The sequence below is a fragment of the Betaproteobacteria bacterium genome (assembly GCA_016713305.1).
In the GTDB taxonomy this organism is placed as follows: Bacteria; Pseudomonadota; Gammaproteobacteria; order Burkholderiales.
The window spans coordinates 372,426-395,380 of sequence record JADJPK010000009.1; the positions used below are offsets into that span (position 1 = coordinate 372,426).

The window sequence follows — 22,955 nt, forward strand, 5'->3', positions numbered from 1 at the left end:
GCGTCTATGATGACGGAGAACAGGCAGCCGATGAGCGCTCCCGCCCGCAGTCGCGAGACGGTCCCGCACCGGGCGCCCGGCCCCTTCCCCCTTCCGCGCAACCGCAGCGCGGGTCGAACCACGAGGAGAACGACACGATGACCGGCAATACCATGGCCGCGCTGGAGGCGCGCGATTTCTCGATCGCTTCGCTGGCGCTCGGCCGCCGCCCGATTCCGGAAGCCCGGCGCGGCGAGATCCTGATCCACCTGAAGGCCGCCAGCCTCAATTACCGCGACCTTGCCATCCTGGTCCAGAAGTACCTGCCGAACCTCCCGCTGCCCTACGTGCCCGCGTCCGACGCCTGCGGAGAAGTCGTGGCGGTCGGCCCGGAAGTCACCCGCTTCAAGGTGGGCGACCGCGTGATGCCCATCTATACGCAGACCTGGTACGACGGTTACCCGACGCCCGAGATGCGCACCCAGCGTACGCTCGGCGGTCCGCTGTCCGGCGTGCTGCAGGAGTACATCGCCGTGCCAGCCGAGGATGCCGTGAGCGTTCCCGCCCACCTGACGGATGCGGAAGCCGCCACGCTGCCCATCGCCGCGCTCACGGCGTGGTCGACGTTGCAGGAAGGAGGCGTCAAGCCGGGCGCCTCGGTGCTGGTCCAGGGCACGGGCGGTGTCGCGATCTTCGCGCTGCAGTTCGCCAGGCTGGCCGGCGCCCGGGTCATCGCGCTCTCGTCGAGCGACGAGAAGCTGGCACGCGTGCGCGACCTGGGCGCGGAAACCGGCATCAACTACCGCACGAACCCCGACTGGCATCTGGCCGTCAAGGAAGCCACGGGCGGGCGCGGAGTCGACATCGTCGTGGAAACGGCGGGCGGCACCCTGGAGAAATCGCTGGCCTCGCTCGCGTTCGGGGGCTTCGTGGGAGTCGTGGGTTTCGTGGCCGGATACCGGGCCGACATCCCGCTGCGCGCCGTCCTGGGGCCGATGATCCGCATCCAGGGGATCGCGGTGGGATCGCGTGCCCGCTTCGAAGCGATGAACCGCGCCATCGCCGCGCACGGTCTGCGGCCGGTGGTGGATTCCCGCTTTCCGCTGGCGCGCGGCGCGGAGGCCTTCCAGCACCTTCAGGACGGCAAGCACTTCGGCAAGGTGGTGATCGACCTCTGAGCGGGTGCCGGCCGCAGCCCGGTGCCACGGCCGGCAGCGGACCCGTGCCGCGATTCCCGCCACCCCGGACGGGAGCAATCCCGGTCCCGCGGGTCCCCCGTCGTCTCGCACTCCGTTAACATTCGCGGTTTTCCACCCTGGGCGAACCGGCCCCGGGGCGTGTTTTCCGTGCAGCCTCCGGCCGCGAGAACGACCCGCCTCCGGCCCCCGATCCGGCCGGGATTCACGGACACACCGGAGCAGCAGCCATGCGTCCCCTGGACGGAATCACTGTCGTCGCGCTCGAGCACGTCATCGCGGCCCCTTTCTGCACCCGCCAGCTCGCCGAACTGGGCGCGCGCATCATCAAGATCGAGCGGCCCGAAGTCGGTGACCCCGCCCGCGGCTACGACACGCGCGTGAAGGGCATGGCCTCGCACTTCGTGTGGACCAACCGCTCGAAGGAAAGCCTCACGCTGGACCTCAAGCATCCAGAAGCTTCGGTCATCATCCACAAGCTCCTCGCGAACGCGGACGTGCTGATCCAGAACCTGGCCCCGGGCGCGGCAGACCGGATGGGTTACGGCTACGACGCGCTCAAGGACAAGTACCCCCGCCTCATCGTCTGCGACGTGTCCGGGTACGGTGCCGACGGCCCCTATCGCGACAAGAAGGCTTACGACCTGCTCATCCAGAGCGAATCGGGACTCCTCTCCGTGACCGGCACACCCGACCAGCCGGCAAAGGCGGGCTGTTCCATCGTCGACATCTCCGCGGGCATGTACGCCTATACGAACATCCTCGCCGCCATCATCCAGCGCGGCCGCACGGGCAAGGGCTGCCGCATCGACATCTCGATGCTGGAGTCCATGACCGAGTGGATGAGCTTTCCCCTCTACTACGCCTACGACGGGGCCCCGCCGCCACCGCGCGCAGGTGCATCGCACGCGACGATCTATCCCTACGGCCCCTTCCCCGCCGGCGACGGGAAGTCCGTGATGCTGGGCCTTCAGAACGAGCGCGAGTGGGCCACCTTCTGCGAGAAGGTGCTGAAGAAGCCCGAACTGACCGGCGATCCGCGTTTCTGCAAGGGACCTCTGCGATCTTCCAACCGTGACGAGCTGAAAGCGATCATCGTCGAGACGTTCGCCTCGCTCACCGCGGAAGAAGTGGTCGCCCGGCTGGACGCCGCCCAGATCGGCAACGCGCGCATGAACGACATGCACGACCTTTGGGAACACGGACAGCTCGCCGCGCGCCACCGGATCGTGGACGTCGACTCACCTGCGGGTCCGATCAAGGCCCTGCTGCCGCCCGGCATGCCGGATTCCTTCGAACCGCGCATGGATGCCATCCCGTCGATCGGCCAGCACACCGAGGCGATCCTCGCGGAGATCGGCTACGACGCCGCGGCCATCGCGTCGCTGCGCGCGCAGCGGGCCATCTGACGGAGCGGCCATGACATCCATCGCCCGCTCCTATCTCTTCGTGCCTGGCAACCGCCCGGAACGGTTCGAACGCGCCTGCAATGCGGACGCCGATGCGGTCATCGTCGATCTCGAGGATGCCGTTCCGCCCGATCAGAAGGATCAGGCGCGGGCATCGCTCGCCGCCTGGCTCTCGCCCGCACACCCCGTCCTGGTCAGGGTGAATGCCGCCGAAACGCCCTGGCACCAGGCCGACGTGGCCTTGTGCCGCATGCCTGGCGTCGCCGGCATCGTGCTGCCCAAGGCCGAACACCTCGACGGGGAACTCGTGGACCTGTGCCGCGACAACGGCCGCGTGCTCCTGCCGCTCATCGAGACGGCCGTTGGATTCGACCGCGTGCGCGAGCTGGCGAAGACGCCCCACGTGCAGCGCCTGCTGTTCGGCAGCATCGACTTCCAGGTGGATCTGGGTATCGACGGCGAAGGGGACGAACTCCTGTACTTCCGCTCCCGTCTGGTCCTGGATTCCCGCATCGCGGGCCTGCAGCCTCCAGTGGACGGCGTCTGCACGGAAATCGACGACCCCGAGATGCTGCAGGCCGACACACTGCGTGCGAAGAAGCTCGGCTTCGGTGCCAAGCTCTGCATCCACCCGCGCCAGGTGCCTCTGGTGAACGCCGCATTCGCGCCGACCGCCGACGAAGTGGCATGGGCCGAGCGGGTGCTGAGCGCCGCCGAGAAGGCGGCGGGAGCCGCGGTCGCCGTGGACGGGAAGATGGTCGATCGCCCGATCATTCTCAAGGCCGAGCGGATCATGAAAAGCACGAAGCGCGGCTGAAAGCCGCGCTTCGCCCGAACTCCGGCCCCGGTCCCCATGGACCGCGGCCGATGGCGGGGTCTTACAGCCGGAACCGCCCCACGAGTTGCCCCAGCTGATTCGCGCGGTCGTTGACCGCCTGCAGCGAGCGCTCTGTCTCCTGCAGCGCGTGACCGCTGCCCTGGATCATTGCGTGCACCTGTTCCGCGCGCTTGGCCATTTCGCTCGTGGCTGTGGCCTGCTCGGTGGTGGCACCCGAGATGTCGCGGATCCGCGCCATCACGTCCGCGACACGATCCCGGATCACCTGGATGCGCGACGACGCCTCGTCTGCCAGCGACGCGCCGGAGGAGACGATCTTCTGCGCGTCTTCCATGCCCGTGACGGCGCTGCTCATCTCGCTGCGGATGGCGTCGATCATGCGGCCGATCTCCACCGTGGATTCCGCCGTTCGTTCCGCGAGCTTGCGCACTTCGTCCGCCACCACCGCAAAACCACGCCCGCTTTCGCCTGCACGGGCCGCCTCGATGGCGGCATTGAGGGCCAGCAGATTGGTCTGGTCGGCGATGCCGCGAATGGCACCGACGATGCCGGCGATCTCGTCGGAGCGGCTGCCGAGACGGCTCACCACCGTGGAGAGTCCCCCCATGGTTTCTGCCGCGCGGCTGATCTCGCGAGTGACTTCCTGGACGGATTCCGCGGTGCGGATGGACTCGGTATCGGCGGTGCGCATGGCCGTTTCGGTCTCGCGCACCGTATCCGCAATGTGATTGATGCTGACGGTCACCTGCTCGATGGTCGCCGCCGTGGCGCTCATCTCGTCCGTCTGCCGGTTGAAGTCGAGTGCCAGACGGGACGTGGTGGCCGCGACGCCGCCGACTTCGCCGTGCACGCCGCTGGACTGCTCGCGCACCTCGCGGAACATCGTGTGCAGCCGCTCCAGGAACTGGTTGAAGGCTCCCGCCGCCTGACCCACTTCATCCTCGCTTCTCACCGGCAACCGCACGGTGAGATCTCCCGCCCCCTGGGCGATCTCCTGCATCGCCTGCCGCAGGGAGACGAGTTCCTTCAGCATGCGTCGGGTGCCGACCACCGCCAGCGCGCACACCACGGCCAGCACCACGACGGTCGCACCGATCAGGGCATAGAGCAGCTTGTTGAGCGGCGCCAAGGCGGCGGCGCGATCCACCACCACCCCGAGGTACCAGTCGGAGTCCGGAATCTGCCGCAGTTCCAGATAGCGGAGCTGATCCCCGATCCTGACCTCTTCCATCTTGCCGCTGGCGGCGATGGACGCGATCCTGTCGGCCGTGAGATCGGGCATGAGATTGGTCACGGGCTTCAGTACCGCACTCTCGTCCCGGTAGGCGATGAGCGTTCCATCCTTGCCCATGAGGAAGGCGTGGCTGTCGCCCACCAGTTTCATGCCCAGCACGCCGGAGACGATCTCGTCCAGCAGCGTATTCGACGACATGATCGCGGCGATCTGGCCATTGCGCATGACCGGACCGGCCACCGATACCACGAGCTTCTTGTCGCCGACGCTCATGAACGGCGGCGTCACGACCATGGCCTGCTTCTCCATCACCGCTTTCCACCACGGCCGAACGGTCGGGTCGAACGTCGGGGGCAAAGGCATGTCGCTGCCCTGCAGGAAGGACTTGTCAGGGTAGCCCACGTAGACGTTGGTGAAGGCACCCGAGGCGGCTGCCCGTTGCAGTTTCGCCTTCAGGTCCGGTTCGAAGGCAGCCGGGAGGGTCGCTTCGATGATCCGGCGCTTGGAAGCCAGCCAGGCGGCCACGCTCGACTTCTGCTGGTCCGTGGCGGCACCGACCTCGCGCTCCAGCGTCTCGAGGACGTTCTGGCGCATGCTCAGATACGTGAGCGAAGTGAGCAGCAGGGCGCTGACCGCGAGCGTCGCTGCAAGAAAGATGGTGAGACGTGTGCTGAGTGACTTCATCGATACCCCTCGTGAAAGCTCTCCGGCCACTGACGGCCCGAGCCGGCGCGGCACCCCTACCGCGCTTCAGACAATGGCGTTCAGGCGCGAGGCGATGGGCGCCGATGCTTCATCCGTTGGAACATGCGCGCCGCGCGGGACGTTGGGCGGGGTCGCGTCTTGAGAAGCCAACTATCGGCGACTCGCTCTCGAACTTGACGGTAGTCAAATCGTCGCCAGTTCCTTGCCGAAAAATGGTCATCGCGAGATCCCCGGATTCGTCGCGACCACCCCGGCAATTCCAACAGCGCCCCCAACAGAACCGGCCGCGGGGCTCCTGTGGAAAGGACGAGAACGCTGCGGGCCCGCACCTTCGTTTTTTGCCACGACAGGCGGTTCAAGGCAGGAACAGGCCCGGCACGGATCGGGCTCGCCGGACAGCCCGGAACGCGCCGATGGGGCCTTCCCGGAGAAGGGCAGGACCTCGGTCATTGCAGCGCAACATCGTCCGTGCCTCCAACGTCAGGCCCGCGGCGGCACGCACGCCGCCATCCGACGGCAAACGTGACAAAGTTGCAGGCAGTGCTCTAGACTGCGGCTCGACCCGACCGAGTTGCGCATTCGCTGTCCCGCCATGCACCGCCGCCTGAAATCACTGTTCCTGCACGCGTTCGTCGCCATAGCGTTCGCGTTCGCACAACAGTCCGGCATCGCGCATCTGGCCGCGCATCTGGCCGGACAGACGCAAGGCGCTCAGCAGGACAAGACCGCCACCCTCTACGCCTGCGACGAGTGCCTCTCGTTCGCCAAACTGCAGGGTTCGGCTCCGGAGGTCACGGTGTTCGCCGCGGCCCGCTTCGGCGCAGTCCGCGGATTCGAAGTCCTGGAAACGGGCGTCCGCATCTTCCATCACCCCGCCTTCCGATCCCGGGCCCCTCCGTTCATCCCCGTTTGACAGCCGAGCCGCGACCGGTACGACGCCGCCGCGACGTACTTCAGTGTTCAACGGGAGTCCTCCATGCAGAAGTCACTCATCGTCACGGCACTCGCCGTGGCGATCGGCGCACCTGCCATCGCCTCGGCGCAGAATGCCGATCTCGATCAGATCCGCCGGCAGATCCAGGAACTGCGCGATACCTACGAGACCCGCATCAAGGCGCTCGAGGATCAGTTGAAATCGGCGGAAGCCGCCGCCAGAAAAGCGGAGGAAGCCGCGCGTCAGGCCACGGCCTCGGCCACCCGCGCGGAAGAATCCGCCCAGCGCACCGTGGAGCAGGCTCAGCCGCCTGCGGCGACCGGCGCCCAGCCTGCAGTGTCGCAAAACGCACTCAATCCCGGCATCTCGCTCATCCTCAACGGCAGCTGGGGCCGCTACGGCAAGGATGCCACGGCCCAGATCACCGGCTTCCACGGCAGCGGGGCGAGCGAGATCATCGGACGCGGACCCTCGCTGGGCGAATCGGAACTGTTCCTCTCTTCCAACATCGACCCCTACTTCCGTGGCGCCCTGCTCGCGGCACTGACGCCCGAGAACGAGGTGGAGGTCGAGGAAGCGTTCGTCGAAACCACGGCCCTGGGCTACGGACTCACGGTCAAGGGCGGACGTTTCTTCAGCGGCCTCGGATACTGGAACTCCGTTCACCCGCATGCGTGGGATTTCACGGACGCCTCGCTGGTGCAGCGCGCATTCCTGGGCAAGAACTACGGCGACGACGGCGTGCAGCTGCGCTGGGTGGCGCCGCTTCCGGTCTTCGTGCAGCTGGGGGCGGAACTGGGCCGTGGCCGCGAATTCGCCGGGATGGGCGAGATCGAACGCAACAGCAACGGCAAGAGTTCCGAGACCTTCTTCGTCAAGGTCGGGGGCGATCTCGGCGACTCGCACAGCTGGCAGGTGGGGGCGTCGCACCTGCGCCAGCGGACCACGACCGACGGTGTGACACTCTTCGACTATGACGATCTGACCGGGCTCGTGAATCTGTTCGCGGGCCGGCAACGCATCACGGGCGGAGATTTCGTCTGGAAATGGGCGCCCGACGGGAACCCCAAGTACCGGAACTTCAAGTTCGTGAGCGAGTTCTACCAGCGCAAGCTGGACGGCGACTTCACCTTCGACACCGCCGGCGCGGCGACGACGGACGCCATGCGCGCGAAGCAATCCGGCTGGTTCATGCAAGGCGTCTACCAGTTCCACCCCTACTGGCGCACCGGCCTGCGGTACGACCGGCTCTCCGCCGGAACCGTGTCGCTGAACGCCAATGCGGCAAACCTCACGCCCCCAGGCTTCGATCCCAATCGCTGGACGGTGATGATGGACTACAACCCGAGCGAGTTCAGCCGCATCCGCCTGCAGTTCGCCCGGGACCGCTCGCGCCAGGACATCGCCACCGGCGAGACGATCGGCGACACCATCGTCTTCCTCCAATACGTCTACAGCCTGGGCGCGCACGGCGCGCACCGCTTCTGAGGCGGTCACGCACAGGCAAAGGAACCGAAACATGAAGATCATCTTGCGCATTGCGCTGGCCGTCGCCCTGATGGCGGCATTGCCTGCCCGCTCGGCCCTGGAAGTGTTCGCGTGCGAACCGGAATGGGCCTCGCTCGTACGCGAAGTCGCGGGGAGCCGCGCCAGCATCTACGTCGCCACCACGGCAATGCAGGACATCCACCGGATCCAGGCGAGACCGAGCCTGATTGCGCGGGCCCGCATGGCCGATCTCGTCGTCTGCACTGGCGCGGAGCTGGAGGTGGGCTGGTTGCCGATGGTGCTGAGCCAGTCGGGCAACGACAAGGTGCAGCTGGGCAAGCCGGGATACCTCGCCGTCGCGAGCGTCGTGCCACGCATCGAAGTGCCGGCGTCCGTCGACCGCGCGATGGGGGACGTGCATCCGGCGGGCAATCCACACATCCAGTGGGGGCCGCGGCAGGTGCAGCTCGGCGCCAACGAGATCGCGAAGCGCCTGTCGCAGCTCGACCCGGCGGGCGATGCGGAATACAAGAACCGGCTGGCGGATTTCACCTCGCGCTGGAGCGCCGCCACGGCGCGCTGGGCGCAGCAGGGGGCTCCCCTGAAAGGGGTCGGCGTGATCCAGCACCACAAGAATTTCGCCTATCTGTTCGAGTTCCTGGGCATGAAGGAACTGGGAACCCTGGAACCCAAGCCCGGCGTGGAACCGACGTCGTCGCATCTCAACGATCTCGTCCAGCGGCAGCCGTCGGACCCGGCACGACTCATCCTGCGCTCGTCCTATCAGTCGCCCCAGGCGTCCGAATGGCTCGCCGAACACACGAAAGTGCCCGCCGTCATGCTGCCCGCCACCGTCGGCGGTTCCGAGGGCGCGAAGGACCTCTTCGGCATGTTCGACGACGCCATCCGCCGGATGCTGACCGCTCTGGGCGCCTGATTCCGGTGTCGTCTCCGGCGGCCTTGCGGGCGCCGGAGCCTCCCCTCCCCGGCCATGGGTTCCTATAATCCAGCCGCCGCGAGCCCCCGGTACAACCCTCGACCCGAATCGCTCCTTGCCTTCCGATCCTCTCATCGCGCTGGACGCCGTCACGGCCGGCTATGACCGGCCCGTGATGGGGCCCGTGACGCTGTCCGTCGAGCCGGGCGAAGTCGTCGCGCTCTGGGGTCCGAACGGATCCGGCAAGAGCACGCTCCTCAACGCTGTCGGAGGCAGCGCGCGGGTGTTCTCCGGTACTGTTCGCCGCCGCCCCGGTCTGCGCGTGGCGCACCAGCACCAGAACCCGCTCCCCGTTCGCAGTGTGCCTCTGTCGGGCCGGGAACTGCTGTCGCTCACCAATGCGGATGTGTCGACGCTTCCGGAGCAGACGCGACCGCTCCTTTCGCGGCGGCTTTCGGAACTCTCGGGCGGCCAGCTGCAGTTCCTGCAGGTCTGGGCGAGCTTCGCCTCGCCGGCCCAGCTCGTCCTGCTCGACGAACCGACGAACAACGTGGACCCGGCGGGCGTCGGGCTGCTGGAGACCGCGCTCAAGGCGCGCGATCGGGCGCGCGGCTTCGTGCTCGTGAGCCACGACCGCCGGTTCGTCGAATCGGTCGCCACGCGCATCGTGGAGCTGGCACCGCGATGAGCTTTCTCACGATCCACGAGCCGCTCTTCCTCGTTCCTTTCCTGACCGGGCTCTTCCTGTCCGTCGTGCTCCCGCTGCTGGGCATGTATCTGCGGCTGCGCGAGGAATGGCTGGCATCGCTGGCGTTCGCGCAGCTCGCCGCAGCGGGTTCGCTGGCCGCGGCGATTTCCGGGCTGCCGGTGCTCCTGGGCAGCTTCAGCGCGGCCGGCTTCGCCGCGGCGACCAAGTCGTGGCTTTCGCGCTCGGGCAACAACGGCTATGCGTTGCTGATGGTGGGCGCCTGGGGAGCCTCGATCCTGATGCTGTCGAACGCCCCTTTCGCCGATCACCTGGGTCACGCGCTGTTCGACGGCCAGCTCTACTTCACCGGCACCGAGCACCTCTGGAGCGTCGCGGGCTTTTCCGTCGTGGCGCTGGCACTGCTGCGGTGGCTTTCCCGCAAGCTGCTGCTGGAACGCATGTTTCCCGATTTCTTCCGGGCGAGCGGGCTTTCGCCGCAGCGCTACCACCTGGTGTTCGATCTCCTGGTGGCCGCCGGCATCTCGCTGGCCACCGCCAGCATCGGCGTGATGGCCGCGTTCAGCCTGGTGTTCATCCCTTCGATGATCGCCTGGACCTGGGGGCGGAGCTGGAAACGCGCCCTGGCGATCTCCCTCGTCACGGGCATGACGAGCTACGTCACCGCCTTCGAGCTGGCCTTGCACCTGGACCAGCCGTTCGGCCCGGTCCTGGTGCTCAGCATGGTCGCCGTCGCCGGTCTCTCCTGGGCCGTGGGCGCCCTCCTGCGCCGGTAGTCCTGCCCGTCTGCAGGCCCGGCACTGCCGCATTGCCCTTTGCACGCCGTCACGCCATGCTTGCGGTTTGCCGACCCAAGACATTTCCCATGGATCTCGATGCTCTCAAACAGTGGATCGGCCGCACCGAAGACCGGCAGGACACGGTGACGGCCGCGCCCGTCGCGATGATGTCGGCCACGCTCGACCGGGATGACCCGCAGCCCCGCCCGGGGACGCCGTTGCCCGCGCTGTGGCACTGGCTCTACTTCACCCCCCAGGCCCGCCACAGCGAGATCGGTCCCGACGGTCACGCGAAGCGGGGCGGATTCCTGCCGCCGGTGGAACTGCCCCGGCGGATGTGGGCGGGCGGCCGGCTGGAGTTCCGCCGCCCGCTCGCCATCGGCGACGAAGTCAAGCGGACATCGACCATCGCGTCCGTGGAAGGCAAGCAGGGACGCAGCGGCACGCTGGTCTTCGTGGGCGTGCACCACGATTACCGCGTCGGCAACGAACTGGTGATCCACGAAGAGCACGACATCGTCTATCGCGACAACCCCCAGCCCGGACAGTCCGCTCCGCCCGCCCAGCCCGCGCCCGCCGGCGAAGCCTTCTCACGCGAGATCGCGCCCGATCCGGTGCTGCTCTTCCGGTACTCCGCCCTGACCTTCAACGGCCATCGCATCCACTACGACCGCACGTATGTCACGGAGGTGGAAGGCTATCCCGGACTCATCGTGCACGGGCCGCTCATCGCGACGCTGCTCGTGGATCTGCTGCGGCGCCAGGCGCCGGAGCGGGCGGTTCGAAAATTCTCCTTCCGCGCGGTGCGGCCCGTCTTCGACATCCACCGCTTCACGGTGTGCGGGCGGATCGAGGACGGCCACCGTGCTGCGCTGTGGACACGCGACCACGAAGGCCATCTGACCATGGACGCCACCGCCGAGCTGGACTGACGCGGCGATTCGAGACGACGGAACACCCATGCCGAAATATCAGGACATCCGCGACACCGTTCGCGATCTTTGCGCACAGTTTCCGACAAAATACTTCCGCAGGATCGACGAACAGCGCGCCTATCCGGAAGAATTCGTGAACGCCCTGACGGGCGCGGGCTGGCTTGCGGCGCTCATCCCGCAAGAGTATGGCGGGTCCGGGCTGGGGCTGGCGGAGGCCTCGGTCATCATGGAAGAAATCAACCGCTGCGGCGGCAATGCGGGCGCCTGCCACGGTCAGATGTACAACATGGGCACGCTGCTGCGGCACGGTTCGGACGAGCAGAAGCAACGCTACCTGCCGAAGATCGCGAGCGGCGAACTGCGGCTTCAATCCATGGGTGTGACCGAACCCACCACAGGCACGGACACCACGAAGCTCAAGACGACCGCCGTTCGCAAGGACGACCGCTACGTGGTGAACGGGCAGAAGGTGTGGATCTCTCGCGTGCAGCACTCCGATCTCATGATCCTGCTCGCGCGCACGACGCCGCTTGCCGAGGTGAAGAAGAAGTCGGAGGGCATGTCGATCTTCATCGTCGATCTGCGCGAGGCGATCGGCCGCGGCCTCACCGTGCGGCCGATCCCGAACATGGTGAACCACGAGACCAACGAACTGTTCTTCGAGGACCTGGAGATCCCCGCCGAGAACCTCATCGGCACGGAAGGCCAGGGCTTCAAGTACATCCTCGACGGGCTCAACGCCGAGCGGACGCTGATCGCGGCGGAGTGCATCGGCGACGGCTACTGGTTCGTCGACAAGGTGTCGAAGTACGTATCCGAGCGGGTGGTGTTCGGCCGCCCCATCGGGCAGAACCAGGGCGTGCAGTTTCCCATTGCGGAAGCGTACATCGAGGTGGAGGCGGCCAATCTCATGCGCTGGAAGGCGTGCGAGCTGTTCGACGCGCACCAGCCCTGCGGCGCCGAGGCCAACATGGCGAAATACCTCGCGGCCAAGGCGTCCTGGGAAGCCGCCAACGCCTGCCTGCAGTTTCACGGCGGTTTCGGTTTCGCGTGCGAGTACGACGTGGAACGGAAATTCCGCGAGACCCGCCTGTACCAGGTGGCCCCCATCTCCACCAATCTCATCCTGTCCTACGTGGCCGAACACCTGCTGGGCATGCCGCGATCTTTCTGACGCCCGGCATCCGGGGCGTCGCCGATCGGTGACAGCCTCGGGGCGCAGGGCTATCATGCGCTCGGCGTGGAATCACGAGCACGAGCGCGCATGCATCAGCCGAGCACCGAACCCAGACGCTCCCTGTATTACCGGTACCGGGTCTTCCCCGCGTTCCAGCCTTCATCGACCCTGCAACGCCAGGGTGAGCGGCGCAAGGTCGTCATCGTCGGGGCGGGTCCCATCGGCCTCGCCGCTGCGCTGGATCTCGCCCGCTTCGGGGTTCCCTGCGTCGTCCTCGAATCCGAGCGGCAGGTCTGCGACGGCAGCCGTGCCATCGTGTTCACCCGCCGTTCGCTCGAGATCCTGCAGCAGGTCGGCGTGGCCGAGCGCATCTGCGAAAAGGGTCTGCCCTGGCGGTTCGGCAATTCGTTCTACCGCGGCGAGCGTGTCTTCCGCCTCGAGGCGCCCTACGACGAGGACGACCGTTTCTTTCCGATGATCAACCTCCAGCAGCAGTACGTGGAGGACTATCTCGTCGGCGCGATCTCGCGCGAACCGCGTATCGAACTGCGTTGGGGAAACCGCGTGACCGGCCTTGCGCAGAACGACGCGGGGGTCGGCCTGGACGTGGACACGCCCGCAGGACCGTACCGGATGGATGCCGACTGGGTCATCGCGGCGGACGGCGCGCGCTCCACCGTCCGCCAGTTGCTGGGACTCAAGATGGAAGGCGATGCCTACGAGGGCCGGTTCGTCATCGCCGACATCCGCATCGACATCGATCTGCCCACCGAACGGCTGGCCTTCTTCGATCCGTCGTGGAATCCGGGCAACACGGTGCTCATGCATCGCCAGCCCGGTGACCTGTGGCGCATCGACTACCAGTTGCCTCCGGGCGAGGAGCCGGAACAGGCGCTCGCGCCCGAATCATTGCGCGCCCGCATCGCCGCGCAGCTGGACATGATCGGCATGGGGCATCTGCCGTGGGAACTCGACTGGTCTTCCGTCTATTCCGCCCGTGCGATGACCCTGCCGCAGTACGTGCACGGACGCGTCGCATTCACCGGAGACTCGGCCCATCTGCTGCCCATCTTCGGCGTGCGGGGTGCCAACACGGGCTGGCAGGACAGCAACAATCTCGCGTGGAAACTCGCGTGCGTGGTGAACGGCTGGTCTTCGCCCTCGCTGCTGGAGACCTATTCCCGGGAGCGCGTCACGGCCGCCCGCGAGATCATCGACGAGGCAGGCAAGAGCACCCGGTTCATGACGCCGCCGACCCGCGGATTCCGGCTGCTGCGGGACGCCACGCTTTCGCTTTCGCTGCAGCACGCGTTCGTGCGGCCGCTGTTCCATTGGCGCACGTCCCGCCCGCACGAGTATCTCGATTCCGCACTCAACGCCGGAGATGACGACGACGGACTGTTCCGCGCCGGACCGGTGAAAGGCGCGGCCGTGCCCAATATCCGGCTCGGCCAGCATCGGCACCTGCTGGATCGCTTCGGCCCCGCATTCCAGTTTCTTCACTTCACGGAGGGCGGCGAGGTGCCGGCAGCGATACGGAACACCATCGCGTCGCTCAGAACGATCGGAATGCCGCTGCAGGTCATCGCGATCGGCAATCAGGGCGAAGGGTCGGTGTACGGCGCAGACGTGACCGTCACCGACGCATCGGGACATGCGTGGCAGAAGTACGGCGTCGAGAGCGCGGGTGCGGCGTATCTCGTCCGGCCCGATCAGCACGTGTGCGCCCGCTGGCTCGCGCCAACACCTGCGCGGCTTGCGGCGGCATTCCACCGCGCGCTCGCTCACGACACCGCGGCGGTGCCTGCACCATGAACCAGAGCGACCTCGAACGTCTCTACGACGTCCTTGCACAAGCCATCGACGAGGCCGGCGCGGACAAGTCGGAACTCTTCCTGACCAAGCTCGCCCTGCTGTTGGCCGATGCGCTGGACGACGCGGACAAGGCCTGCCAGCTCGTTCGCAGCGCGCTGGACGATCTCTGATCGGCGGGCCCGCGTCGTCGCTTCGGGAACCGGGACCGCACGCGAACGGCTCGACCGGCTCCCGCTATCGAAACGTCCAACAGCCCCCGCTCAGGGCAGACCGTCGATCGTTGCCTTGAGGTTGCCCAGCATCTCGTAGATCGCGAGCGAGCTTCCGCGATAGGCGGACATGTTGGGCACGAAGTCCCACACCGATTCGATCGCGAGATCCGGCACGAAGGTCGGCGCGGGAGTGACCTCGAAACCCGCGGCCGTCATTTCGCGGCGCGCCCGCCGCATGTCGACACCGTGAGTCACCAGCAGCACGCGGCGGATGCCCAGCGGGTGCAGGATGCGCGCGGCGTTGAGGGCGTTCTCGTGCGTGTTCCGGGACTGCGTTTCACGCCATTTCACCGGCACGCCGAAGTCGCGGTCCAAGACGTCGGAAATCACGTCGGCCTCCGGTCTTCCTTCCCGTACCACTCCGCCAGCCACGAGGATCGGCAGTCTGCGCTGTTTCGCGAGAAAGGCCCCGTAGTGGGCGCGTTCCAGACTCAGCGGGGCCAGCCAGTCTCCGCCGTACTCCGGCGCACGCTTGATGATCCCGCCGCCGAGCAGGACGATGGCTTGCGCATCGCGGCCCCGGTCCGCAACGAGCGGTTCTCCCTCCGCAATGGCCCACGACAGTACGCCGGAGACGACGGGAACCGAGAGGAGCAGCAGGATCCACAGCCCTGCATACGCCATGAGCTTTCCCAGTTTCTTCGTCCGCCGCATGAGCGCCAGCCCCAGAAAGGAAAGCAGCAGCGGCCCGAGCGGAGGCAGGATCAGGGCAGCGATGAATTTATTGAGCCAGAACATGGGATTCACGCGAGGGGCGGCATGCGGTGGAGCGCGATACATTCTGGCACCAGGGTGGTCGATGCGCGCGATGGCGCGAACCGGGCAGGCCCACCCCCATCCTGTCCTTCCCCCTGAAGGGGAAGGGACCTGCTGCCACCGACAAGACCGCGCGGATCTGGAGAGGCGCGAAGGTGGGTGAAGCTCTCCTCCCCTTCAGGCCGGGGCCCCCGGAAAGTCGGAGACTTTTCGGGGTGGAGTGGAGGAGCGGAGGTGGGGGTGGGCATTCCGAGAGGCGCGAAGCGCACGAAACTCTCCTCCCCTTCAGGCCGGGGCCCCCGGAAAGTCGGAGACTTTTCGGGGTGGAGTGGAGGAGCGGAGGTGGGGGTGGGTTCCCACTCAAACTGCCCGCTGAGTGCCAAACCCCGTCGCCCCCATCCTCATCCTGTCCTTCTCCTTGAAGGGGAAGGGGACCGGCTGCGAGAGTGCAGATCGATAGCAGCCGCCGGAACACTGTCCGGCGGTCCGGACCCTCCCGCTCGGCGAGGATCGTGCGTCCGGGACCTGCCGCAGAGACATCCCGAGGGCCACAGCCGCCCCCTACTCCCGGCTCACCACCAGCGACGCATTCTGCCCGCCGAATCCGAACGCGTTGACCTGCAGCACGTCGATCGCGCCCGGTGCGGGTTCCTTGATCACCGCGTGCAACCCTGCCGACCTCGGGCATCAATTCGCGCTTGTCGTGAGTACCGGCCGTGGGCAGCACCGCACCCTCGCTCATGCCCAGCATGCCGGCCAGAAGACCCAGGGCACCCGCCGGACCGTGGGGGTGGCCGAAATTGCCCTTGGGTGACATCACGCGCAACGGTTCGGTGCGGTTTCCGAAAATACGGTTCAGGGCCGACAGTTCCGCGATGTCTCCGACGGGCGTGCCCGTTCCATGCGCCACCACGGCATCCACGTCGTCCACTCCGCCCGGCAACCTGGCGTCGGCGATGGCCATCTCCATCACGCGCTGTTCCCACCGTCCCTCGGGTTCGGGCGAGGACGGGTGATAACCGTCCGCCAGCGTGGCATAGCCGCGCAAACGGCCGTGAATCGTCGCGCCGCGCCTGCGCGCCCTGTCCGCCCGTTCGAGGACGAACATGCCGGCACCCTCGCCCAGCATGACGCCGAAGCGCTCCACGTTGAAGGGCCGGCACGTCTTGTACGGGTCCGGCTGTGGCGTGAACATCTTGTTGTTGCGGGCGCCGAAGAAGACGAGCGGACTCACCGGGCAGTCCGTGCCCCCTGCGATCGCGACGTCGATCTCGCCCGATTCGATCATCCGCGCCGCGAGTCCCATCGCGTCGTGCGACGACGCGCACGCGGTGGCGATGGAGAGTTGCGGACCGTGCAGCCCGAAGCGCAACGCGATGTGGGCGGCCGGCATGTTGAGGAGCGAATTGGCCATGAACTTGGAGGAGATGGCCTCCGGCCCTTCGTCATCCAGCAGAGCCTGGTTCTCGGCATGCCAGTCCACGCCACCCAGCGCGCTGCCGACAATCACTGCCGTGCGGATCGGATCGAACGTCTCGATGCCGGAGTCCTTCACCGCCTGGACTGCCGCTGCGATCGCATAGTGTGCGAACCGGGCGGAGTTGCGCATCACGCGGTCCTCCATCCAGTCGAGCGCATCGAAATTCTCGATCAGCGACATCCAGATGTTCTCGTGTCCCGTCTTCCAGGGCGCAGGACCGGCGACCACTTTCCCGGCAAGCAGACCGGCATTGAACGTCTGCAGATCGTGTCCGATGGACGAGATCACGCCCCTGCCGGTGATGGCAACGTTGTCCAAGATTTCCTCCCGATGCATCCGGCCGGACCTTCCGCCGGTCCGGCGCTTTCAGCGGCCATCGCCATGCGCGATCAGCCTCGTGAACGAAAAGAACGGTCTCCCGCAGCCGAGACTGCAAAGCCCGGAAACCGTACCACCCGACTTGGCGGGTCCGAGGTCCAGGGTCCAGGGTCCAGGGTCTAGGGCCTGAGATCAAGGCCCGTACTTGAGGCCCATCGCCTCCCTCACGTCGCGCATCGTTTCCTGCGCGAGTTCGCGCGCCTTCTCCACGCCGTCGGCGATGATGGTGCGCACGAGCGTCGGATCTTCCATGAAAGGCTGCGCCCGTTCGCGCATGGGCTTCTGCTCCTCGAGCACGCCGTCGATCACCGGTTGCTTGCAGTCGAGACAGCCGATGCCCGCGCTGCGGCAGCCCTGCTGCACCCACTGCTTCGTGGCGTCGTTCGAATAGACCTGATGCAGTTGCCAGACGGGACACTTCTCGGGGTCGCCGGGGTCGGTGCGGCGCACGCGGGCGGGATCGGTGGGCATGGTGCGGATCTTCTTCACCACGCTGTCGGTCTCCTCCCGCAGGGAGATCGTGTTGTTGTACGACTTCGACATCTTCTGGCCGTCGAGCCCCGGCATGCGGGAGGCCTCGGTCAGCAGGGCGCGGGGCTCGGAGAGGATCATCTTGCCACCGCCTTCGACGTAGCCGAAGAGCCGCTCGCGGTCCCCCATGGACAGGTTCTGCGCTTCTTCGATCAGCGCCCGCGCGGCCTCCAGTGCTTCCTGGTCGCCCTGTTCCTGGAATCGGGTGCGCAGTTCCACGTACAGCTTGCCGCGCTTGCCGCCCAGCTTCTTGATCGCGGCTTCCGCCTTTTCCTCGAAGCCCGGTTCACGCCCGTAGATGTGATTGAAGCGGCGGGCGATCTCGCGGGTGAATTCGATGTGCGGTACCTGGTCCTCCCCCACCGGAACGAGATTGGCGCGGTACACGAGGATGTCCGCGCTCTGCAGCAGCGGGTAACCGAGGAAGCCGTACGTCGAGAGATCCTTGTCGGTGAGCTTCTCCTGCTGGTCCTTGTAGGTAGGCACACGCTCGAGCCAGCCCAGCGGCGTGATCATGGACAGCAACAGGTGCAGTTCCGCGTGCTCGGGAAGATACGACTGGATGAACAGCGTCGCCTGCGACGGATCGACCCCAGCGGCGAGCCAGTCGATGACCATGTCCCACACGTTCTGCTCGATGACCTCGGGCGAGTCGTAGTGCGTGGTGAGCGCGTGCCAGTCGGCCACGAAGAAGTAGCACTCGTGCTCGTGCTGCAGCTTCACCCAGTTCTTGAGTACGCCGTGATAGTGGCCCAGATGAAGCGATCCGGTGGGACGCATGCCGGAGAGAACGCGATCAACAAACATGGAAACGGTCCGTCGTTGGAAGTCTTGGTGATTCGATTGGAGAAAACCCCGCCCGCAGTGCGCGCGACGGGCCCCGCCCGGTTTGCGGCCGGAACATGCGGCGCCTCAGGGAGAATCCTCCCCGTCCAGCCCGAAGATTCCCGGGTCGCCACGTCCGCGCCGGACCAGCGCCGGCACCTCGCCGGTGAGGTCCACCACGGTCGTCGGATCGAGGCCGCACGGCCCGGAGTCGATGACGAGATCCAGCCGCTTTTCCAGGCGGTTGCGAATTTCCTGCGCGTCGTTGAGGGGCAGGGAGTCCTCGGGAAGGATGAGCGTGGCCGACAGCAGCGGCTCGGCGAGGGCGGCGAGCAGCGCCTGCGCCACGGGATGATCGGGAACGCGCAGGCCGATGGTCGAACGCTTCGCGTGCTGCAGGCGCCTCGGGACTTCCCGCGTGGCCTGCAGGATGAACGTGTAGCTGCCGGGGGTGGCCGACTTGAGCAGCCGGTATTGCCGGTTGTCGACGCGCGCGTACTGGGCGATCTGGCTCAGATCGCTGCACACGAGCGTCAGATGGTGGGTCTCGTCGAACTGCCGGATCGCGCGGATGCGCTCCACCGCCGCCTTGTCGCCAAGATGACAGCCCAGCGCATAGCAGGAGTCCGTGGGATACGCGATGACCGCACCGCCGCGAATCATCTCCGCCGCACGGTCGACCAACCGCTGCTGCGGATTCACGGGATGTATGGCGAACAGCTGGGCCATGCGGTGAGCCGGAACGCGTCGGCACGATGAGGGCGCAGGTCATCGGAAATGATTTCCGGGCCTGCACGAACCGGCTGCGGCCTGGGACCTTGAATCGCGCTGTGACGAAGCCACGCGTATCCGGTTGAGTGGATGTTGACCGGATCATATCAAATGGGTCCCGGCCGCCTCGTTGCGGACTCGCTCCCCACGCCCTCCTTGTGGAAGAATAGGCCCGCTTTCACCGCGGGGCGATGATGCATGCGCGCCCCGGTCCGGTCACGGCTGTTCCCGCAGGGGCAGCGACAACAACATGGGAGGAAGAGTGCGCGCCCCGAAAGATTTCGCGGCGGGGATGCTGTTCGCTGCGATCGGCGCCGCCGCTCTGTTCATCGGAGCCGACTACCGGCTCGGCACCCTGCTCAACATGGGCCCGGGATACTTTCCCCGCATCATCGGCATCCTGCTGCTCGGGCTGGGCGTGGTCGTGGCGCTCACGAGTCTGCGGGTGCAGGGCGGCCCGCTCGACGCCTGGCGGCTGCGACCCCTTCTTCTCGTGCTGGGAGCCATCGTCGCCTTCGGCTGGATGCTCGAGCGCTTCGGTCTCTTCGCGGCCATCGCCGCGCTCATTCTCCTGTCCGGATTCGCGCAGACGGGTCGCCGGTTCTGGGAGATCGCGGTGCTCATCGGTGTGCTGGGACTCGTGGCATGGCTCGTGTTCATTCTGGGCCTCGGCCTGCCCATCGCCCTCTGGCCCGAAGGCGGAGGCGCCTGATGGAACTGCTGAACCATCTTGCACTCGGCTTCCAGGTGGCGCTGAGCCTGGACAACCTGCTTTACTGCTTCGTGGGTGTCGTGCTGGGCACGTTGATCGGAGTGCTGCCCGGAATCGGTCCGGTGGCGACGATCTCCATGCTCCTGCCCATCACCTTCCAGCTGGAACCGACCTCTGCGCTCATCATGCTCGCGGGCATCTACTACGGCGCCCAGTACGGCGGTTCTACCTCGGCCATTCTCGTCAACCTTCCCGGGGAGGCCTCCTCCGTGGTGACCTGCCTGGACGGATACGCGATGGCCCGCTCCGGACGCGCAGGTCATGCGCTCGCCATCGCCGCCATCGGGTCCTTCTTCGCCGGGTGCGTCGCGACCCTTCTCCTGGCAGCGGCCGCACCGCCGCTGGCGGAACTGGCATTCCAGTTCGGCGCCGCCGAGTATTTCTCGCTGATGGTGCTGGGGCTGGTGGCAGCCGTGGTGCTGGCGCAGGGTTCCCTGATCAAGGCGGTCGCCATGATCGTGCTGGGCATTCTCCTCGGGCTCGTGGGCATGGACACCACCACCGGTGATCAGCGCTACACCTTCGATTTCCCGGAGCTGTCCGACGGCATCGGGTTCGTCGTCGTCGCCATGGGCCTGTTCGGTTTCGCCGAGATCATCGTGAATCTCGAACGCAGCGAGCACCGCGACATCCTCACGCAGAAGCTCGGCGGACTGCTGCCCTCCCGCGCGGAACTGCGCCGGGCCTGGGGCGCGATACTGCGGGGAACCGGCATCGGCTCGCTCCTGGGCGTACTGCCCGGAGGCGGTGCGACGCTGGGCTCCTTCGCCGCCTACATGATGGAAAAGCGCATCGCCAAGGACCCGTCGCGCTTCGGCAAGGGCGCCATCGAGGGCGTGGCGGGACCGGAATCCGCAAACAACGCCGGCGCGCAGACGTCCTTCATTCCGATGCTGACCCTGGGCATCCCCTCCAACGCCGTCATGGCGCTGATGATCGGCGCGATGACGCTGCACGGGATTCAACCCGGGCCGCAGGTGATGTCCCGTCAGCCCGACCTGTTCTGGGGAATGATCGCCAGCATGTGGGTGGGCAACCTGATGCTGGTGGTGCTCAACCTGCCTATGATCGGCGTGTGGGTGCGCCTGCTCTCGGTACCCTACCGATTCCTGTACCCGGCGATCCTGCTCTTCTGCGTGGTGGGCCTGTACAGCCTGCAATCGAGCGTGCTGGATGTCTTCCTCGCCGCGGGCTTCGGCGTGCTGGGCTACATCTTCATCAAGCTCAATTGCGAACCGGCGCCGCTGCTGCTGGGCTTCGTGCTGGGGCCCATGCTGGAAGACAACTTCCGCCGTGCGCTCACCATCTCGCGCGGCGATCCCACCGTTTTTCTGACCCGGCCGCTGTCGGGTGCGCTGCTGGCCGTGGCCGCCGTGCTGCTCCTGGTCGTCATCGCGCCCAATGTCCGCAAGGCGCGGGAGCAGGCTTTCAAGGAGTCTTGACGATGACCGATTTCACCTGGGATTTCCCCTACGCATCGCAACGCATGCCGGTGCTTGCCGCCAATGTCGTGGCGGCCTCGCAGCCGCTCGCCGCACAGGCCGGTCTTCGCGCCATGCTGGCCGGCGGCAACGCCATCGATGCCATCGTCGCCACCGCCTCCGCGCTCACGGTGGTCGAACCGGTCATGAACGGTCTGGGTTCGGACGCATTCGCGCTCGTGTGGGACGGCAACGGACTGCACGGGCTGAACGCCTCGGGCAGAGCACCGGCAGCGTGGACACCCGAACGATTCGCCGGCCGTACCGCGATGCCGCCGCAAGGATGGGATACGGTGACGGTACCTGGAGCCGTGTCCGCGTGGATCGCCTTGTGGAAGGCCTACGGATCGCTGCCGCTCGCAACCGTCTTCGCTCCGGCCATCGAGTATGCGGAACGCGGCTTCGTCGTCTCGCCCACCATTGCAAGACAGTGGGCCGGCCAGGCGGAAGTCTTCCGCAACGAACCGGGGTTTGCCGAAGCCTTCCTTCCCGGAGGACGCGCCCCCCAGGCGGGAGAGCATTTCCGTTGCCCCGCCCAAGGAAAGACGCTCCGTGAAATCGCCGCCACGGAAGGCGAGTCGTTCTATCGGGGCGCTCTGGCGCAGCGCATCGAGGCATTCGCACGCGCCACCGGCGGCGCCCTCACGGCGGCCGATCTCGCAGATCATCGTGCGGACTGGGTGAAGCCGGTGTCCCAGGACTATCGCGGTTACACGCTCAACGAGATCCCGCCCAACGGCCAGGGCATCTCGGCACTCATGGCGCTGGGCATGCTGGGCCATTTCGACGTGGCGTCGCTGCCGGTGGACTCCGCCGCCAGCATCCATCTGCAGGTGGAAGCGATGAAGCTCGCGTTCGCGGACGTCTACGCGCACGTAGCGGACACCCGCAAGATGAAGGTGCACGCGACCGACATGCTGGCGCCCTCCTACCTTGCCCAGCGTGCGAAACGCATCGATCGCGATCGCGCTCAGGACTTCGGCGCCGGGGCTCCGCCGCAATCCGGCACCGTGTACCTCACGGCTGCGGACGCCAGCGGAAAGATGGTGTCGCTGATCCAGTCGAACTACAACGGTTTCGGTTCGGGCGTCGTGGTGAGCGGCACCGGCATCAGTCTGCAGAATCGTGGTTCCGCGTTCTCGCTGGATCCGTCACACCCCAACTGCGTGGGTCCGGGCAAGCGGCCGTTCCATACCATCATCCCGGGATTCGTCACGCGCGGCGGCGAACCGGTGATGAGCTTCGGCGTGATGGGCGCCGACATGCAGCCTCAGGGACACGTGCAGATGCTCGTCCGCCTCGCCGACTACGGCCAGAATCCCCAGGCCGCCGCCGATGCCCCGCGCTGGAAGATCGCCAAGGACAAGACCCTCCTCGTCGAGCACGACATGCCTGCCACGACGGTGGAGGGCCTGCGGAAGCTCGGTCACGCCGTGAAGGTCACGCCGCGCTGGGCCATGGACTACGGCTCCGCCCAGCTGATCTACCGGATGCCTCACGGCTACCTTGCGGCTTCCGAGCCCCGGAGAGATGGGCAGGCGGTCGGGTTCTAGGGCT

At 66.8% G+C, this 22,955-nt stretch carries 20 protein-coding genes; 15 read left to right on the forward strand and 5 right to left on the reverse strand.

Features of this window, described 5'->3' with window-relative positions; genetic code table 11:
- Positions 1-152: 152 nt before the first annotated feature.
- The 3 genes from IPK20_13820 (at position 153) to IPK20_13830 (ending at position 3,401) form a co-directional block, all read left to right on the forward strand.
- On the forward strand, positions 153-1,157 hold the full coding sequence (locus IPK20_13820; GenBank protein ID MBK8017682.1) for an NAD(P)-dependent alcohol dehydrogenase: 1,005 nt from the start codon (positions 153-155) through the stop codon (positions 1,155-1,157).
- Positions 1,158-1,405: 248 nt separating this feature from the next.
- Complete coding sequence (locus tag IPK20_13825) at positions 1,406-2,584, forward strand: CoA transferase (GenBank protein MBK8017683.1); 1,179 nt, start codon at positions 1,406-1,408, stop codon at positions 2,582-2,584.
- A gap of 10 nt (positions 2,585-2,594) precedes the next feature.
- Positions 2,595-3,401 (forward strand): CoA ester lyase, encoded by an 807-nt coding sequence (locus tag IPK20_13830; GenBank protein MBK8017684.1) that lies wholly within the window; start codon positions 2,595-2,597, stop codon positions 3,399-3,401.
- Positions 3,402-3,462: 61 nt separating this feature from the next.
- Here IPK20_13830 and IPK20_13835 read toward each other — a convergent pair whose 3' ends face one another.
- A complete protein-coding gene (locus tag IPK20_13835) occupies positions 3,463-5,340 on the reverse strand; it encodes a methyl-accepting chemotaxis protein (protein ID MBK8017685.1) in 1,878 nt (625 codons plus the stop codon).
- A 613-nt stretch (positions 5,341-5,953) separates the two neighbouring features.
- Between IPK20_13835 and IPK20_13840 the strand changes: the two genes are divergently transcribed.
- The 9 genes from IPK20_13840 (at position 5,954) to IPK20_13880 (ending at position 14,302) form a co-directional block, all read left to right on the forward strand.
- Entirely contained in the window at positions 5,954-6,274 is a 321-nt protein-coding gene (locus IPK20_13840; protein ID MBK8017686.1) for a hypothetical protein, read from the forward strand.
- 63 nt (positions 6,275-6,337) lie between these two features.
- Positions 6,338-7,783 carry a hypothetical protein gene (locus IPK20_13845; GenBank protein ID MBK8017687.1) on the forward strand — a complete coding sequence of 482 codons (1,446 nt, stop codon included), beginning with the start codon at positions 6,338-6,340 and terminating at the stop codon, positions 7,781-7,783.
- Positions 7,784-7,814: 31 nt separating this feature from the next.
- Entirely contained in the window at positions 7,815-8,720 is a 906-nt protein-coding gene (locus tag IPK20_13850; protein ID MBK8017688.1) for a zinc ABC transporter substrate-binding protein, read from the forward strand.
- Positions 8,721-8,895: 175 nt separating this feature from the next.
- A complete protein-coding gene (locus tag IPK20_13855) occupies positions 8,896-9,408 on the forward strand; it encodes an ABC-F family ATP-binding cassette domain-containing protein (GenBank protein MBK8017689.1) in 513 nt (170 codons plus the stop codon).
- Entirely contained in the window at positions 9,405-10,202 is a 798-nt protein-coding gene (locus tag IPK20_13860) for a metal ABC transporter permease (GenBank protein ID MBK8017690.1), read from the forward strand. The genes IPK20_13855 and IPK20_13860 overlap by 4 nt, the downstream gene beginning before the upstream one ends.
- A gap of 56 nt (positions 10,203-10,258) precedes the next feature.
- Positions 10,259-11,137, forward strand: coding sequence for a MaoC family dehydratase N-terminal domain-containing protein (locus IPK20_13865; protein MBK8017691.1), 879 nt, complete (start codon positions 10,259-10,261; stop codon positions 11,135-11,137).
- Between the two features lie 28 nt (positions 11,138-11,165).
- Positions 11,166-12,314 carry an acyl-CoA/acyl-ACP dehydrogenase gene (locus IPK20_13870; GenBank protein MBK8017692.1) on the forward strand — a complete coding sequence of 383 codons (1,149 nt, stop codon included), beginning with the start codon at positions 11,166-11,168 and terminating at the stop codon, positions 12,312-12,314.
- Between the two features lie 90 nt (positions 12,315-12,404).
- Entirely contained in the window at positions 12,405-14,132 is a 1,728-nt protein-coding gene (locus IPK20_13875) for an FAD-dependent monooxygenase (GenBank protein ID MBK8017693.1), read from the forward strand.
- Positions 14,129-14,302, forward strand: a complete 174-nt coding sequence (locus IPK20_13880) for a DUF2783 domain-containing protein (protein ID MBK8017694.1) — start codon at positions 14,129-14,131, stop codon at positions 14,300-14,302. The genes IPK20_13875 and IPK20_13880 overlap by 4 nt, the downstream gene beginning before the upstream one ends.
- A 90-nt stretch (positions 14,303-14,392) precedes the next feature.
- Here IPK20_13880 and IPK20_13885 read toward each other — a convergent pair whose 3' ends face one another.
- The 4 genes from IPK20_13885 to IPK20_13900 all read right to left on the reverse strand — a co-directional run bounded on the left by IPK20_13885 (position 14,393) and on the right by IPK20_13900 (position 19,103).
- Positions 14,393-15,151: a YdcF family protein gene (locus IPK20_13885; GenBank protein ID MBK8017695.1), complete on the reverse strand. Its 759-nt coding sequence runs from the start codon at positions 15,149-15,151 to the stop codon at positions 14,393-14,395.
- Positions 15,126-16,958: a beta-ketoacyl-[acyl-carrier-protein] synthase family protein gene (locus tag IPK20_13890; GenBank protein ID MBK8017696.1), complete on the reverse strand. Its 1,833-nt coding sequence runs from the start codon at positions 16,956-16,958 to the stop codon at positions 15,126-15,128. Before IPK20_13890 ends, IPK20_13885 begins: the two co-directional genes overlap by 26 nt.
- Before the next feature lie 192 nt (positions 16,959-17,150).
- Positions 17,151-18,356 (reverse strand): tryptophan--tRNA ligase, encoded by a 1,206-nt coding sequence (locus IPK20_13895; protein MBK8017697.1) that lies wholly within the window; start codon positions 18,354-18,356, stop codon positions 17,151-17,153.
- Between the two features lie 105 nt (positions 18,357-18,461).
- Positions 18,462-19,103 (reverse strand): threonylcarbamoyl-AMP synthase, encoded by a 642-nt coding sequence (locus IPK20_13900; GenBank protein MBK8017698.1) that lies wholly within the window; start codon positions 19,101-19,103, stop codon positions 18,462-18,464.
- Between the two features lie 304 nt (positions 19,104-19,407).
- On the opposite strand from IPK20_13900, the gene IPK20_13905 reads away from it, so the two are divergent.
- The 3 genes from IPK20_13905 to IPK20_13915 are packed head-to-tail and all read left to right on the forward strand — an operon-like array spanning position 19,408 to position 22,951.
- Positions 19,408-19,857, forward strand: coding sequence for a tripartite tricarboxylate transporter TctB family protein (locus IPK20_13905; GenBank protein MBK8017699.1), 450 nt, complete (start codon positions 19,408-19,410; stop codon positions 19,855-19,857).
- Positions 19,857-21,359 carry a tripartite tricarboxylate transporter permease gene (locus IPK20_13910; protein MBK8017700.1) on the forward strand — a complete coding sequence of 501 codons (1,503 nt, stop codon included), beginning with the start codon at positions 19,857-19,859 and terminating at the stop codon, positions 21,357-21,359. The genes IPK20_13905 and IPK20_13910 overlap by 1 nt, the downstream gene beginning before the upstream one ends.
- 44 nt (positions 21,360-21,403) lie before the next feature.
- Positions 21,404-22,951, forward strand: a complete 1,548-nt coding sequence (locus IPK20_13915) for a gamma-glutamyltransferase family protein (GenBank protein MBK8017701.1) — start codon at positions 21,404-21,406, stop codon at positions 22,949-22,951.
- The last annotated feature ends 4 nt before the right edge of the window (positions 22,952-22,955 follow it).

Coding starts and splice junctions, on each gene's coding strand:
- IPK20_13820 (MBK8017682.1), top strand. CDS start 153: ATGGCCGCGCTGGAGGCGCGCGATTTCTCGATCGCTTCGCTGGCGCTC.
- IPK20_13825 (MBK8017683.1), top strand. CDS start 1,406: ATGCGTCCCCTGGACGGAATCACTGTCGTCGCGCTCGAGCACGTCATC.
- IPK20_13830 (MBK8017684.1), top strand. CDS start 2,595: ATGACATCCATCGCCCGCTCCTATCTCTTCGTGCCTGGCAACCGCCCG.
- IPK20_13835 (MBK8017685.1), bottom strand. CDS start 5,340: ATGAAGTCACTCAGCACACGTCTCACCATCTTTCTTGCAGCGACGCTC.
- IPK20_13840 (MBK8017686.1), top strand. CDS start 5,954: ATGCACCGCCGCCTGAAATCACTGTTCCTGCACGCGTTCGTCGCCATA.
- IPK20_13845 (MBK8017687.1), top strand. CDS start 6,338: ATGCAGAAGTCACTCATCGTCACGGCACTCGCCGTGGCGATCGGCGCA.
- IPK20_13850 (MBK8017688.1), top strand. CDS start 7,815: ATGAAGATCATCTTGCGCATTGCGCTGGCCGTCGCCCTGATGGCGGCA.
- IPK20_13855 (MBK8017689.1), top strand. CDS start 8,896: ATGGGGCCCGTGACGCTGTCCGTCGAGCCGGGCGAAGTCGTCGCGCTC.
- IPK20_13860 (MBK8017690.1), top strand. CDS start 9,405: ATGAGCTTTCTCACGATCCACGAGCCGCTCTTCCTCGTTCCTTTCCTG.
- IPK20_13865 (MBK8017691.1), top strand. CDS start 10,259: ATGCTTGCGGTTTGCCGACCCAAGACATTTCCCATGGATCTCGATGCT.
- IPK20_13870 (MBK8017692.1), top strand. CDS start 11,166: ATGCCGAAATATCAGGACATCCGCGACACCGTTCGCGATCTTTGCGCA.
- IPK20_13875 (MBK8017693.1), top strand. CDS start 12,405: ATGCATCAGCCGAGCACCGAACCCAGACGCTCCCTGTATTACCGGTAC.
- IPK20_13880 (MBK8017694.1), top strand. CDS start 14,129: ATGAACCAGAGCGACCTCGAACGTCTCTACGACGTCCTTGCACAAGCC.
- IPK20_13895 (MBK8017697.1), bottom strand. CDS start 18,356: ATGTTTGTTGATCGCGTTCTCTCCGGCATGCGTCCCACCGGATCGCTT.
- IPK20_13900 (MBK8017698.1), bottom strand. CDS start 19,103: ATGGCCCAGCTGTTCGCCATACATCCCGTGAATCCGCAGCAGCGGTTG.
- IPK20_13910 (MBK8017700.1), top strand. CDS start 19,857: ATGGAACTGCTGAACCATCTTGCACTCGGCTTCCAGGTGGCGCTGAGC.
- IPK20_13915 (MBK8017701.1), top strand. CDS start 21,404: ATGCCGGTGCTTGCCGCCAATGTCGTGGCGGCCTCGCAGCCGCTCGCC.